The sequence below is a fragment of the Brucella sp. HL-2 genome (assembly GCF_025846885.2).
GTDB lineage: Bacteria > Pseudomonadota > Alphaproteobacteria > Rhizobiales > Rhizobiaceae > Brucella > Brucella quorumnocens.
The window spans coordinates 42,683-56,028 of the sequence record NZ_JAOYTK010000006.1; the positions used below are offsets into that span (position 1 = coordinate 42,683).

Below are 13,346 nucleotides of genomic sequence, written 5' to 3' on the forward strand. Positions count from 1 at the left end.
TGACTGACGATATCGTCACTATTTTATAAAAATAATCACTTTATATTCTTTTTTGTCAATCTGATTGCAGATAATGATTTTGCCAAGGGGAATGCAATAGCAGCTTCTAATACGAACGAAGTGATAGGAGCGTTGCGCAAATCCCTGTTCAGGCCGGATACAAGGTCGCGAAGATAGCGTTAAAATGTAGCTCCAGAACGGGGCTCTCGTAGGGGAACCTTCAACATGAAATTTGCCAAACTTTTTTCTACCGCCCTTGTGGCGCTAGGCATCTGTGTTTCCTTGAACACAGCAAAAGCCGACGATCTGGAAAAGATTCAGAACAAAGGCAAGATGACGATTGCCCTTTCGGGTGTGTTCCCACCATTCAGCTTTGTCGATGAGAGCAACAAGGTTGTCGGCTTTGACGTCGATATCGGCTCGGAAATCGCACGTCGCCTGAAGGCAGAACCTGAAATCGTTACCACGGCCTGGGACGGCATCATTGCAGGTCTCGTGACCGGTCGTTACGACACGATCGTTGGTTCGATGGGCATCACTGAAGAACGCAAGAAGGCAATCAACTTCGTCGGACCTTACTATCGTTCGGGCCTGGCCCTGTTCATTCGCAAGGGTGATACGGTCAAGTCGCTCAACGAACTGGAAGGCAAGACAATCGGTGTGACGCTAGGCGAAACCTCCGAAAAATGGGTTCGTGAGCAGGGCAAATATGAAGTCCGCACCTATAAGGGCCTGCCTGAAATGCTTCTCGACCTTGGCTCGGGTCGTATCGATGCAGTTGTCGCCGATGACGTTCCTGTGCTTGTCGCCATAGGCAAGAGCAATGCGCCGATTGAACAGGTGAAGGACGATCAGCTGCCGCGTTACGATATCGGTATTGCGGTTCGTAAGAACAATCCGGAGCTTCAGGCTGCAATGCAGAAGGCGCTCGACGATATGATGGCTGATGGCACCTATAAGGCCATTTCCGAAAAATGGATTGGTGCGGATATCCGCTAATTCGAACTGTTTCGGGTGTGGGCAGCAAAGTGAGCTGCCCCACTTCCGATTAATAGTCCCTAAACTCAGCTTTACAGCTTCTCGCCAGCCCTGTGGCTGAGAGACATGTGCACCATAGGAGATATTTTCCTGATGGAGCAGAAAGGTTGAAGGATGGATATCGCACTTATCGGGCGGATTTTTCCCTTCATTGTTGAGTCGGCCTGGGTCACAGTCCAACTGACTATCGTATCGCTGCTGATTGGTCTCGTTGTTGCCAGCCTTCTCGTCATGGCGCGCTTTTCGCGCTATGCGCCTATTCGCTGGATCGCCATCGGCTATATCAGCATCATGCGCGGTACACCGCTTCTGGTGCAGCTGTTCCTTGTGTTCTTTGGTGGCCCGCAATTTGGTTTTGAGTTTACGCCGTTTGTAGCGGGTGTCATCACGATGGGCTTCAACATCGGCGCCTATATGTCTGAAGGGATGCGCGGAGCAATTCTGGCGGTCGATAAAGGCCAGAACGAAGCGGCGCGTTCTCTGGGCTTTGGCAGGGCCGGAACCATGCGGCTTTTCATCCTGCCTCAGGCGGCTCCACTCATGATCCGTTCGCTTGGTGTCAATACGGTCATCTTGACCAAGAGTACCGCGCTCGTTTCAACAATTGGCGTGGTGGAGCTGACCTATACCGCCCAGCGCTTTGTCACTTCGACATACAAGCCATTTGAGGTTTTTGCGATTGCCGGTGCAGCTTACATCGTCATCATCGCTATCATTTCACTGATCATCCGCGGCTTTGAGATCTTTTTCAATGCTGACAGGAGGGCGGAAGCATGAGCCTGGATTTCACCGTTGTTCCATCTTATCTGGAATTGATGCTGATCGGTCTGCTCTGGACCGTTATGATCACTGTTCTTGCGGGTGTGATCAGCATTGTGCTCGGTATTCTGATCGCAATCATCACGCTTCATGCGCCTAAAATAATCAGCCTGCCTGTGCGCGGTATTGTTTTCCTTTTCATGGGAACGCCTCTGCTGTTGCAACTCTATCTGCTCTATTATGGCCTTTCGCAGATCGGCATCATGGTGCCAGCGTTCTGGACCGGCGTGTTTGGGCTTGGCATGCATTATGCGGCCTATAATGCCGATATTTTCCGCGCATCGCTTGAGACCGTCGATGAAGGACAGATGGAAGCCGCCCGGTCGCTTGGTTTTAGCCACGGATCGTCGCTTCGCTATTTCATCATCCCACAGGCGATCCTCACGGCTCTGCCGCAGGTTGGCAATAACAGCATCATTCTGCTCAAGGACACAGCCGTTCTCTCCGTGCTCGGCATCACAGAACTGGTACTGAATGCGCAACGCGCCATCAGCGAAACCTATCGCCCCTTTGAGTTCTACTTCGTTGCAGCCGTGCTCTATTACCTCGTCAATCTCTTGATGGAATGGGGTTTGAGCAAAGCGGCCAAGAAAGCGGAAGCTATCCGATGAACACACAGACTCCCATGATCGAATTGCGTCAGATCAGGAAATCCTATGGCGAACATGAGGTGCTGAAAGGCATCGACCTGACTGTCGCACGAGGCAAGATCGTTTCCATCATTGGCCCCAGCGGATCGGGAAAAAGCACACTGCTGCGCTCGATCAATATGCTGGAAGAAACGTCAAGCGGTGAAATCTGGCTTGATGGCAATCAGGTCAATCGCCCGCTCAAAGGTCGCGCTTTTGAAAAGCACATCAACCATATCCGTCAGGAAATGGGGATGGTTTTCCAGCAGTTTAACCTGTTTCCGCATCTGACCGTGCTACAGAACATCATGATTGGCCCTATGCGCCTCAAAGGGCTTTCGCGCAGCGATGCACTGGAACGTGCGAACAACCTGCTGGCCAAGGTCGGTCTTGTCGACAAGGGCAATGCCTATCCGGCACGTCTTTCGGGTGGTCAGAAACAGCGTGTTGCGATTGCCCGTGCTCTGGCGATGCAGCCGAAAGTCATGCTTTTCGATGAAGCAACCTCCGCGCTCGATCCGGAGCTGGTTGAAGAAGTCAATCAGGTCATGAAGCAGCTCGCAAATGAGCACATGACCATGTTGATCGTGACACACGAAATGCGCTTTGCGGCGGAAGTTTCTGACCATGTGATGTTCATGGACGGCGGTGTGGTGGTCGAACAAGGTCTGCCGCAGCAAGTTCTGTCTGATCCCACGGAAGAGCGGACGCGGGCATTCCTGCGTAAGCATCTTTCGCACTAGTGCATCGGCCCAAAAATTGGAATCAATTTTTGGGGTAAAGACATGCGTAAAAACAAATAGTTACAGCCGGTCTACAGCGATCAGCGTCTTAAAACTTATATTCTGCAGCGTATTTCTATCGTCTCGGAATACGCTCTAATCGACGGAGACTAGAGTCCATGACTGCGAATGTTTCAAACGGCGCGCAAAACGCCGTAACGACGGCGCACAACCATATTAATGCGCAGCAAGTCGAAGAGCTGGCCCTGCGCATGGTCGGTTGGAGCAGCGAAACCGGCACCCCCGGTGAAGCCGAATTTTCCGAACGTCTCGTTGGATTGTTGAAGGAAATCCCCTATTTCCAGCAAAATCCGGACAATATTCGTACTGTTGCAAGCCATGGCGATCCGCTGACGCATAATGTGGTGGCGCTGGTCCGCGGTAACGGCAAACGCACGCTCGCACTTGCAGGTCATTTCGATACGGTTGCAACTGATAATTATCACGAGCTGAAGTCGCTTGCTTGCGACAGCTGCAACCTCAAAGACGCGCTTATCAAGGATTTGTCGAAGCGCGCCCGTTCCGCTCAGGAAGAACGCGCGCTTGAAGATTTGCTGAGCGGCGATTTTCTCCCGGGACGTGGCCTGCTTGATATGAAAAGCGGCCTTGCCGTGGGTATTGCGTGTGCTGAAAAATTTGCGGCTGACCCGGATCGCAGTGGAAATCTGCTGCTGGTTTTTACGCCGGACGAAGAACGTGAAAGTCGTGGCATGCGCTCAATGCGCAATGCGATGCCGACTATTGCCCGGGATTTTGACATTGAAATCTCGGCTGCGATCAATCTCGATGTGACATCTGATCAGGGCGACGGAAAAGAAGGCCGTGCGGTCTATGCTGGGACGATTGGAAAGCTGCTGCCTTTTGCGCTGGTTATCGGATTGAGCTCACATGCGAGCTATCCATATGAAGGCGTGAGCGCACAGGCGATGGCCGCCAGCATTCTTGCACGCTTTGAAGGCAATGCAGCGCTTGCTGACCGCGATGAGAATGATATCTCGCCGCCACCAATCTGCCTTGAAGCAAAAGACCTGCGTGACGGATATGAAGTGACGACACCAGAGCGTTTCTGGATCGCGCTTAACTGGCTTTATCATGCCATGACGGCGGAAGAGCTGTTCAGTCGTTTTAAGGACGAAGTTCTGGCTGGTGCGACAGAGGCCGTTGAGCGCTTTGCCGCACAATCCGAAGCTTTTGGCCAGTTGATTGGCAAACGTGCAGGCGCAATTCCGGCTGCTCCTAAGCTCATCACATTCGAGCAGCTGCGGGCGATGGCTGCCGATGTTGCCGGTGAGAAATTCGAAGCGCTTTACAGCGCGCAGGAAAAGCGCCTTGCCGATATCGACAATCCGCTATCGGTCAGTCGTCAGTTGACCGAGTGGCTTGTCGGCGTTGCACATCTGTCGGGTCCCGCCGTTGTGGTTGGTTTTGCAGGGCTGCATTATCCAGCAAGCCATCTCGACGATGCTCAGGCCAATGATCGGGCTTTCAAACAGGCCATCGACACAACGATGCAGACATTTGCGGCCTTCCCGGATCAATCGCTTGTGTGGAAGCCGCATTTCCAGGGCATCTCGGATATGAGCTTCTTGGGGCAGGCTACGCTTGGTCAGGACATCGTTTCGAACAATACGCCGGTTGCGCGCCTTGTTGATCATCCAGCCGGTGACGCGTTGCGTTTTCCGGTCGTCAATATCGGCCCTTGGGGTCGTGAGTTTCATCAGAAGCTGGAGCGCGTACACGCGCCTTACGCCTTTGAAGTGCTGCCGCAGATTGTTTCGATGATTGCCGAAGAGTTTTTGTCGAAGCGTGCCTGAAGTTCAGCGCGAGTCCATCCGATAAAGGATTACAATCATGACCAATGAAAAGCTGAACATCGTTCCCTTCGTCAGCGTCGATCACATGATGAAGCTTGTGCTTACGGTGGGTGTCGAAACCTTCCTCAAGGAACTGGCTGACGTGATCGAGGAAGATTTCCGCCGCTGGGAGCAGTTCGACAAGACGCCACGCGTCGCCTCGCATTCTGACGAAGGCGTCATCGAGTTGATGCCAACGAGTGACGGTACGCTTTATGGCTTCAAATATGTGAACGGCCATCCGAAAAATACCAAGGAAGGTCGCCAGACCGTTACTGCTTTTGGCGTTCTGGCTGATGTCGGCAATGGCTACCCGATGTTGCTGACCGAAATGACGATCCTGACGGCATTGCGCACGGCAGCCATGTCGGCAGTTGCCGCAAAACATCTTGCCCGACCAGATTCAAAGACCATGACTATCATCGGTAATGGCGCGCAGAGCGAGTTTCAGGCTTTGGCTTTCAAAGCCATTCTGGGCATCGAAAATTTGCGTCTGTTCGACATTGATCGCTCTGCCAGCGAGCGTTGCGCACGCAATCTGAGCGATAACGGTCTTTCGATTACGATCCACGCCACCTCGCAGGAAGCCGTTGAAGGTGCCGACATCATCACGACGGTCACAGCTGATAAGCAATACGCGACCATTCTAAGCGACAACATGGTTGGCCCTGGCGTGCATATCAACGCCGTTGGCGGCGATTGCCCCGGCAAGACCGAGCTTAACAAGGATATCCTGCTGCGCTCTGACATTTTTGTCGAATACCCGCCGCAGACCCGTATTGAAGGCGAAATCCAGCAGCTTGACGCCGATTATCCGGTCAAGGAACTCTGGGAAGTTATCACCGGAGCTATTGCTGGCCGCTCGTCAGATCGCGCGATCACTTTGTTTGACAGCGTCGGTTTCGCAATCGAAGATTTCTCTGCGCTGCGTTATGTTCGCAGCAAGCTGAAAGAAACGGGGCTTTATGTCGAACTGGACATGCTGGCTGATCCCGATGAGCCGCGCGATCTTTACGGAATGCTGCTCCGCTGCGAAAAAGCGCTCAAAAAAGCAGCATAGAGCATAATCCGACCGGAGTGAAACGAGGATCGATAAGATTATGCTTTAGATATAATAAGTTAGAGCGCCGATCTGATCCAATCAGATCGAAACGCGCTCTAATGGAAATAGGAAGGCCGGTGGTGAGAGCCACCGGCTTTTTTTTATACACTACTGAGCAGGATGCTGGTTTCGCTGTTCAACACGCCTTCGATTGTTCGCACTTCGCGCAGAACGCGGTCGAATTCGTGCAGGCTTTCCGCATGGATTTCGGCCACGAGATCCCATGACCCATTGGTCGTATGCAGAGTGCGTATCTGCGGCAATCCCCGCAACAGCTTGATGACTTTTGTCGTTGATCGGCCTTGCACTTCGATCAGCATGATCGCGTGTACAACCCCATCATCGTAATCTTGCCGAACTCGGATCGTGAAGCCAAGAGCTGCACCTGTTTCGAGCAGGCGGTCGAGACGCGCCTGAACGGTGCCGCGTGAAACGCCAAGGATTGTTGCGAGTTTCGAGAGTGGCGCACGTCCGTCCTCCCGCAAAATGGCAATCAGCTTATGATCCAGTTCGTCGAAAATATGCATAGCAGTTTTTACAGTTGGATTGTGCAAATTGCTAGAATTTTTACAGTTCACCCAGCAGTTTTACAATTTTAACTGACTTTATGCCCTCCTACTCTGTTTCTCGGAGTGCTGCTGGAGGAGCGTGTGAGAATGTCTGAGAGCTGTCAAAGCGACCTGATCGCGCAACCGAAGTTCATTGCGCAGTTCATGGCGCAGTTCGCGTTGAATTCGGTTCCCTTGGTAACGCGATAAGCGTTTTAAATCTTTGTTTTTACGCATGTCTTTCGCGACATGTTTTAGCAGTGAGAATAGTCTGAGAATGAGCAGGCCGTCTGTCCAGAGCCCAAAATCGGTCGTTATGATCCGACCACACCATTTCACCCCCAATGCGCAGACCGCAAAGGACAATGCGTTTCAATCGGTCGATGAGCGCCGTTCCGCTGAGATGGTTGCAAAAGCAGCCTTCGACGAAGTGACGAGAATGGCCGAGGGACTGGCCGATGCGGGCGTAACGGTTCATCTCTTTGAAGATGAAACCCATGCCTTGCCCGATTCCGTTTTTCCCAATAACTGGTTTTCCACCCATTCGGGCGGACACGTCGCCATTTATCCGATGTTCTCGGAAAGCCGTCAGAAGGAACGCCGTCCCGACGTTATCGAAATGCTGAAGTGCGATTATCGCGTTCAGGATGTCATCGATTATTCAGGTCTGGAGCGCGATCACTTCTATCTCGAAGGCACAGGGGCCATGGTGCTCGACCATATTGGACGCGTCGCTTATGCAGCTCGCTCCAACCGCACCAATGAGGTAGCGCTTGAACGCTTCTGCACGCATTTCAATTTCGAACCGATGGTGTTTGATGCGCTCGATTCGTCAGGCAAGCCGATTTATCACACCAATGTTCTGATGTGCATTGGCACCGATTACGCGCTGGTCGGCACCGAGATGATTACCGATCCGGCCCGTCGTCAGGAGATCGTTGACCGCCTGCAGGAAACTGGCCGCACAGTCATTCATCTCACCGCGGAACAGATCGGTGAATTTGCCGGTAATGCCATTGAGCTTGAAGGCCGAGACGGTCGCGTTCTGGCCCTTTCTGCCCGCGCTTTCGCTGCTTTAAGCAAAGCTCAGATCGAGACAATCGAGCAGACTGCAAAGCTTTTGCCTTTCGCCGTGCCAACGATTGAGCTGGCAGGTGGATCGGTACGCTGCATGCTCGCAGGCATTCATCTCTCACGCCGCACAACAAACGGTACACATTTGCTTTACGCAACAACAAGAGCCGGGTAGATAGGCTCCAGCTAAATTGAGGGTAACCTTCCATGTCTTCTAACAGACCCGTTTATGAGTTCAATTCGATCATCGTCCGTGAGCCTTCGCGCTCGGTGGTAAATGGTCTTCGCGCGCTGGATACCGGCAACCCGACCTATGAAGGCGTAAAGGCTGAGCACGATGCTTATATCGCTGCCATGCGCGCTGCAGGTGTCGAGGTTACGATCCTTCCAGCACTTGAAGATTTCCCAGATTCCATTTTCGTCGAAGATCCAGCGCTCGTCTTTACCGAAGGTGCAATTTTGCTGCGTCCAGGCGCGCTTTCGCGCGTTGGCGAAACAGCTGTCATCGAACCGACGCTGCGTCAGATGTTTGATACGGTTGTTGAACTGCCGGAACCAGGTTTTGCTGATGGCGGCGACGTTCTGACCACGCAGAAGAGCGTGATGATCGGCCTTTCCGCCCGTACCGACAAAGCGGGTGCAGCGGCCCTGATCGCCAGCCTCGATAAGATCGGTCGCAAGGGTGAAGTTGTCTCGACCCCTGAAGGCGTCCTTCATTTCAAAACCGATTGCTCGCTGGTCGATGAAGAAACCGTTCTTTCGACGAGCCGTCTCGCAAAGTCGGGCGTATTCTCTGGTCTTCGCCAGCTGATCGTTCCAGAAGGCGAAGAAGCTGCTGCCAATGCGCTGCGCGTCAATGACGTCGTGATGGTCGGCTCGGATTTCCCGCGCACCATCGAGTTGCTGGAGAAGAGCGGCTATAACGTGGTTCCGCTCAAGACCACGGAGATCGGCAAGATCGACGCTGGCCTTTCCTGCATGTCGCTTCGCTGGTATCGCAAGTAATTCTGACGGCTCAGGGGCATCCGCTCCTGAGCTGTTTTTGTATGCGCATTCCCCGTGCTTGCTATCATCACAGGCAAGCCAACAAAAATATAAGGAGAACGGGAACATGGTGGGTTTTAAAGGGAAAATTGCTGGTGCGATTGCGCTTGCTGTCTTGGCCAGTGGTGCTGCTCAAGCTGACGGAAAACTTCGTCTTGGCATGACGCCAGAGCCATATATGCCTTTCACGCAGGTCAACGCGGCGGGTGAATGGGAAGGGCTGGAAGCAGACCTTTCACGCGCCCTTTGCGAGAAGCTTGCGGACAAGTGCGAGTTCAAGTCGATGGCGTGGGATGGCCTCATTCCATCGCTCACCGAAAACAAGGTCGATTTCATTATCGGTGCATTCTCCGTGACGGATGAACGCCGCAAGGTCGTCGATTTCAGCACGCCGTACTACACTGAAGGTACGGTCGTCGCTGGCGCCAAGTCTGATGAAGACAAAATCGGCACAGTCGCAGCAAGCGACGGTTCCGGTGAAGTCGTTGATCAGGCGGCCCTCTCGGGCAAGATCGTCGGTGTCCAGACATCGAGCGTCCAGTCGGCCTATATGACGAAATATCTTCCTGACGTTTCGATCAAGAGCTACGACACTGCTGACAATTCGGTTGCCGATCTTGTAGCAGGTCGCGTCGATTATGTTCTGGCACCAGATCTTTTCGTTCAGAACTTCCTGAAGACGTCGCAGGGCGAAGACTACGAGGTCAAGCTTGTGACGCCTAAGAGCGTCGTACTGGGCGAAGGCGTCGCCTATGCAGTTCGTAAGGGCGACACAGCAACGCTTGAAAAAGTCGATGCAGCACTTGCTGAACTCGACAAGGACGGCACTCTCAAGTCGCTGGTCGACAAGTGGATTTTTGAGAAGAAGTAACTCGATCCAATGCGAACGCCGCCAGCGGCGTTCGCTCATCGAGGTGCTGTGACCTCCACATTTCACAAAATGCTTTGCGCTTTTCATAAAGTGGAACGGTAGCAGACCGCAGCTCATAAGAGTTGTACCGAGCAGTCGTTCTATAAAGCGCTGGGCTTTTATGATCGGATTAATCTGCATGGATTCTTATTGGCAACTGTTGGCCTGGGGAAGTGAGGGCTGGGGAGACGAGTTCGCGCATGGGCTTATGATGACCTTGCAGGTCTCGGCCGTAGCATTCGCAGTCTCGTTTCTTTTCGGGCTCACTGGCGCCTCCGGTAAGCTTTCGCGTAATCGCTACATAAAAGCGATCGCAGATTTTTATACGACGGTGGTTCGCGCGCTGCCTGAACTGCTCGTTATTCTGCTGTTGTATTTTTCCGTTGCGACGGGTGCCGAACGCCTTCTGAAAGCAACAGGCCTTGTCGGAAACGATTTCCAGTTTAGCGCCTTCTGGGCTGCGATCATCGCGCTGGCTTTCGTCAATGGTGCGTTCATGACGGAAGTGCTGCGAGCTTCCTATCTTGCCATTCCACGCGGTCAGATCGAAGCTGCTCTTTCCATCGGAATGCGCAGACGTCAGATATTCACCCGCGTCACCTTCCCGCAAATGATGCGTCATGCAGTGCCCGGCATCGGCAATCTGTGGTTATCGATCACCAAGGAAAGCGCGATCATATCGGTGTTGGGTTCGTTCCATGAACTGCTTTACACCGGCTATCGTGCAGCTGCCTCCACCAAGCAGTACATCTTCTTTTATGGCCTCACGGCATTCCTGTTTCTGGCCATCACGCTGGTCTCGGTCATTGTGATTGCGCAGCTTGAAAAGCGCCTGAGCCGGGGGCATGGATAATGGAATCGATCACAAAAATCGTTGAGTTCCTACCGCCTCTCATCAAGGCAATGCCGCTCACACTGCTATTGACGGCTACGGCGGGTGTTATTGGCCTGATTTTCGGTACGCTTAGCGCGCTGGCACGGCTTTCAAACAGCCGCATTCTGAAATGGCCGGCTTTTATCTACACCTTCATTTTCCGAGGCACGCCGCTTCTGGTGCAGCTTTATCTGATCTATTACGGGCTCGGGCAGATCCTGCCAGGCACATGGGTCAGACACAGCTTCCTGTGGCCATATATGCGTGATGGTCTGTGGTATGCGGTGTTTGCGCTGAGCCTCAATCAGGGTGCTTACAATGCCGAGGTTATTCGCGGCGCTATCAAATCGATCCCACGCGGACAGATCGAAGCAGCACTTTCTATCGGTATGAGCCGGTTCAAGATTTTGCGCCGTATCACCCTGCCGCTGGCCTTCCGTCATTGTATGCCGGTCCTGACCAGTGATCTTATCATCCTGCTGAAATCCACTTCGCTTGCTTCCACAATTACGATCATGGAAGTGATGGGAACCGCACGCGCGTTGCAACGCAGTTCCTTGTCGATATTCGAGCCGTTGATTGCGGCAGGCATCCTCTATTTCACAGTTGTGTTCATCCTCACCCGGATCATGAATGTGATCGAACGGCGCATGAGTGGCTCACGCGCCTCGATGGTCTGATCTGTTTCAGGAGCAATTCAAAATGACTTCCATGGCACTGGCCGTCAAAAATATTCACAAGAGCTTCGCAGGCGTCGAAGTTCTCAAAGGCATCTCCTTTGAAGCGAAGAAAGGCGATGTCATATCGCTGATAGGCAGCAGTGGCTCCGGTAAGAGCACATTGCTTCGCTGCATCAACTATCTGGAAACGCCTGACGAGGGAGAGATTTCCGTTGCAGGCGAGGTGATCCGCACGAAAGTTGGGCGCGATGGAAAATCGCATGCCGCCGACCCGCGCCAGCTTGAGCATATCCGCACCCGTCTTGGTATGGTCTTCCAGAGCTTTAATCTCTGGTCCCATCGCACCATCCTCGAGAACATCATCGAAGGACCGATCCACGTTCTGGGCATGTCGAAGGCGGAGGCGCTGGCCGAGGCTGAGGTTCTGATGGAAAAGGTGGGTATTACGCCCAAGCGCGATCAGTATCCGAGCCAGCTTTCCGGTGGTCAGCAGCAACGTGCCGCGATTGCGCGCGCGCTCGCAATGAAGCCCGAGGTTATGCTGTTCGATGAGCCGACCTCAGCACTCGATCCGGAACTTGTGACAGAAGTGCTGCAGGTTATCAAAAAGCTCGCTAGAGAAGGCCGGACAATGGTGATGGTGACGCATGAAATGGCACTCGCTCGCGAAATTTCGAGCGAAGTCATCTTTCTGCATCAGGGACTGGTTGAAGAGCGCGGTTCGCCTGATATCGTGATGCGTAATCCGCAGTCACCGCGTTTGCGCCAGTTCCTGCATATGAGTTGAGGGGGAGATCATGACGGACAATAAACTGGGTACATTCGGCGATGAACTGAGAGCTATCCGCAGGCATCTGCACAGCATTCCTGAGTTGGGCCTGGAGGAAGTTGAGACTTCCGACTATATCGCCTCGACGCTTGAAAAATGGGGTTATGAACTCAGCCGTGGTCTTGCGAAGACTGGCATCGTTGCCTCTCTGCGTCGCGGCAATTCAAACCGTTCCATCGGTTTCCGCGCTGATTTCGATGCACTGCCAATTCTGGAAGAAACTGGCCTGCCTTATGCGAGCAAGAACGCTGGCAAGATGCATGCTTGTGGCCATGATGGCCATACGGCAATGCTGCTGGGTGCTGCGTGGTCGCTTGCGCAGGATCCTGACTTTTCTGGAACCGTTCATTTCATCTTTCAGCCCGCCGAAGAAAACTTCGGTGGTGCGCAGATCATGATCGAAGAAGGCCTGTTTGAGCGCTTCCCCTGCGATCAAGTTTTTGCTCTGCATAACTGGCCGGGTCTTCAAGCCGGCAAGTTTGCCTCGAAGGCTGGACCAATTGCGGCGTCCATCGATGCGTTGACGCTCACGGTAAGGGGCAGCGGCGGGCACGGTGCAGAGCCTGAGAAGACGATTGATCCGATTGTGGTCGCTTCAAGTATCGTCATGGCGTTGCAAACGATCGTCGCGCGTAATGTTTCGCCGCATCAGCCAAGTGTGATTACGGTCGGCGCGTTTAATTCCGGTGCGGTTTGCAACGTTATTCCCGATACCGCCAAGCTTGAAATCTCGATGCGTGCAACCGATCCGGTTATCCGCAAGACATTGCGCGATAAGCTCGAGCAAGTGGCCAAGATGCAGGCCGCAAGCTATGGCGCAGATGTGAGCTTTGAATGGATGACCGGCTATCCCGCAACCATCAATGATGCGACAGCTTTTGAGCAGGCAAAGGCAACAGTGGTTCAGCATTACGGCGAAGACGCATTTGAAGAGATGGACAAGCCGCTGATGGGCAGCGAAGATTTTTCCTTCATGCTGGAAAAGGCTTCCGGTGCTTATCTGCTGATCGGAAATGGTGAAAGCTCAGGCTTGCATACGTCAAAGTATAATTTCAACGATGAAATTCTGGAGCGCGGCGTGTCCTTCTTCCATAATTTGGCTAAGGACAGCCTCAAAGTCTAGCATTCAATGAGAGGCGCGGTATTCCCCGCGCCCCTTTTTTA

General features: G+C 53.1%; 14 protein-coding genes. 13 read left to right on the top strand and 1 reads right to left on the bottom strand.

The features are described 5' to 3' along the window. The first annotated feature begins 225 nt into the window (after positions 1–225). The 6 genes from OIV19_RS10230 to ocd all read left to right on the top strand — a co-directional run bounded on the left by OIV19_RS10230 (position 226) and on the right by ocd (position 6,181). Complete coding sequence (locus OIV19_RS10230; RefSeq protein ID WP_151091165.1) at positions 226–999, top strand: ABC transporter substrate-binding protein; 774 nt, start codon at positions 226–228, stop codon at positions 997–999. A gap of 153 nt (positions 1,000–1,152) precedes the next feature. Next, entirely contained in the window at positions 1,153–1,815 is a 663-nt protein-coding gene (locus tag OIV19_RS10235; RefSeq protein WP_095445097.1) for an amino acid ABC transporter permease, read from the top strand. Continuing rightward, a complete protein-coding gene (locus OIV19_RS10240; RefSeq protein WP_151091164.1) occupies positions 1,812–2,468 on the top strand; it encodes an amino acid ABC transporter permease in 657 nt (218 codons plus the stop codon). Before OIV19_RS10235 ends, OIV19_RS10240 begins: the two co-directional genes overlap by 4 nt. Then, complete coding sequence (locus tag OIV19_RS10245; RefSeq protein WP_318579601.1) at positions 2,465–3,229, top strand: amino acid ABC transporter ATP-binding protein; 765 nt, start codon at positions 2,465–2,467, stop codon at positions 3,227–3,229. The genes OIV19_RS10240 and OIV19_RS10245 overlap by 4 nt, the downstream gene beginning before the upstream one ends. 251 nt (positions 3,230–3,480) lie before the next feature. Continuing rightward, on the top strand, positions 3,481–5,082 hold the full coding sequence (locus OIV19_RS10250; protein WP_498831042.1) for a M20/M25/M40 family metallo-hydrolase: 1,602 nt from the start codon (positions 3,481–3,483) through the stop codon (positions 5,080–5,082). Between the two features lie 37 nt (positions 5,083–5,119). Then, positions 5,120–6,181, top strand: coding sequence for an ornithine cyclodeaminase (gene ocd, locus OIV19_RS10255; RefSeq protein ID WP_151091161.1), 1,062 nt, complete (start codon positions 5,120–5,122; stop codon positions 6,179–6,181). A 143-nt stretch (positions 6,182–6,324) separates the two neighbouring features. On the opposite strand, the gene OIV19_RS10260 is transcribed toward ocd, so the two are convergent. Continuing rightward, entirely contained in the window at positions 6,325–6,750 is a 426-nt protein-coding gene (locus OIV19_RS10260) for an Lrp/AsnC family transcriptional regulator (protein ID WP_095445092.1), read from the bottom strand. Between the two features lie 298 nt (positions 6,751–7,048). On the opposite strand from OIV19_RS10260, the gene ctlX reads away from it, so the two are divergent. From ctlX to OIV19_RS10295, 7 genes are all read left to right on the top strand, one after another. Beyond that, positions 7,049–8,020: a citrulline utilization hydrolase CtlX gene (ctlX, locus tag OIV19_RS10265; RefSeq protein ID WP_264231576.1), complete on the top strand. Its 972-nt coding sequence runs from the start codon at positions 7,049–7,051 to the stop codon at positions 8,018–8,020. Positions 8,021–8,052: 32 nt separating this feature from the next. Beyond that, positions 8,053–8,850, top strand: a complete 798-nt coding sequence (locus tag OIV19_RS10270) for a dimethylarginine dimethylaminohydrolase family protein (RefSeq protein ID WP_151091158.1) — start codon at positions 8,053–8,055, stop codon at positions 8,848–8,850. Between the two features lie 106 nt (positions 8,851–8,956). Further along, positions 8,957–9,760, top strand: coding sequence for a transporter substrate-binding domain-containing protein (locus tag OIV19_RS10275; protein WP_191793342.1), 804 nt, complete (start codon positions 8,957–8,959; stop codon positions 9,758–9,760). A gap of 178 nt (positions 9,761–9,938) precedes the next feature. After that, positions 9,939–10,652 carry an ABC transporter permease gene (locus OIV19_RS10280; RefSeq protein ID WP_095445088.1) on the top strand — a complete coding sequence of 238 codons (714 nt, stop codon included), beginning with the start codon at positions 9,939–9,941 and terminating at the stop codon, positions 10,650–10,652. Then, positions 10,652–11,353, top strand: coding sequence for an ABC transporter permease (locus OIV19_RS10285; protein ID WP_151091155.1), 702 nt, complete (start codon positions 10,652–10,654; stop codon positions 11,351–11,353). Before OIV19_RS10280 ends, OIV19_RS10285 begins: the two co-directional genes overlap by 1 nt. Before the next feature lie 22 nt (positions 11,354–11,375). Next, entirely contained in the window at positions 11,376–12,140 is a 765-nt protein-coding gene (locus OIV19_RS10290) for an ABC transporter ATP-binding protein (protein ID WP_151091154.1), read from the top strand. A 10-nt stretch (positions 12,141–12,150) separates the two neighbouring features. Further along, complete coding sequence (locus OIV19_RS10295) at positions 12,151–13,305, top strand: M20 aminoacylase family protein (protein WP_151091153.1); 1,155 nt, start codon at positions 12,151–12,153, stop codon at positions 13,303–13,305. Positions 13,306–13,346 lie beyond the last annotated feature (41 nt).

What these genes read in the sequence shown, in the direction of transcription:
- OIV19_RS10230 (WP_151091165.1), top strand. Translation starts at nt 226, where the DNA reads ATGAAATTTGCCAAACTTTTTTCTACCGCCCTTGTGGCGCTAGGCATC.
- OIV19_RS10235 (WP_095445097.1), top strand. Translation starts at nt 1,153, where the DNA reads ATGGATATCGCACTTATCGGGCGGATTTTTCCCTTCATTGTTGAGTCG.
- OIV19_RS10240 (WP_151091164.1), top strand. Translation starts at nt 1,812, where the DNA reads ATGAGCCTGGATTTCACCGTTGTTCCATCTTATCTGGAATTGATGCTG.
- OIV19_RS10245 (WP_318579601.1), top strand. Translation starts at nt 2,465, where the DNA reads ATGAACACACAGACTCCCATGATCGAATTGCGTCAGATCAGGAAATCC.
- OIV19_RS10250 (WP_498831042.1), top strand. Translation starts at nt 3,481, where the DNA reads ATGGTCGGTTGGAGCAGCGAAACCGGCACCCCCGGTGAAGCCGAATTT.
- ocd (WP_151091161.1), top strand. Translation starts at nt 5,120, where the DNA reads ATGACCAATGAAAAGCTGAACATCGTTCCCTTCGTCAGCGTCGATCAC.
- OIV19_RS10260 (WP_095445092.1), bottom strand. Translation starts at nt 6,750, where the DNA reads ATGCATATTTTCGACGAACTGGATCATAAGCTGATTGCCATTTTGCGG.
- ctlX (WP_264231576.1), top strand. Translation starts at nt 7,049, where the DNA reads ATGAGCAGGCCGTCTGTCCAGAGCCCAAAATCGGTCGTTATGATCCGA.
- OIV19_RS10270 (WP_151091158.1), top strand. Translation starts at nt 8,053, where the DNA reads ATGTCTTCTAACAGACCCGTTTATGAGTTCAATTCGATCATCGTCCGT.
- OIV19_RS10275 (WP_191793342.1), top strand. Translation starts at nt 8,957, where the DNA reads ATGGTGGGTTTTAAAGGGAAAATTGCTGGTGCGATTGCGCTTGCTGTC.
- OIV19_RS10280 (WP_095445088.1), top strand. Translation starts at nt 9,939, where the DNA reads ATGGATTCTTATTGGCAACTGTTGGCCTGGGGAAGTGAGGGCTGGGGA.
- OIV19_RS10285 (WP_151091155.1), top strand. Translation starts at nt 10,652, where the DNA reads ATGGAATCGATCACAAAAATCGTTGAGTTCCTACCGCCTCTCATCAAG.
- OIV19_RS10290 (WP_151091154.1), top strand. Translation starts at nt 11,376, where the DNA reads ATGACTTCCATGGCACTGGCCGTCAAAAATATTCACAAGAGCTTCGCA.
- OIV19_RS10295 (WP_151091153.1), top strand. Translation starts at nt 12,151, where the DNA reads ATGACGGACAATAAACTGGGTACATTCGGCGATGAACTGAGAGCTATC.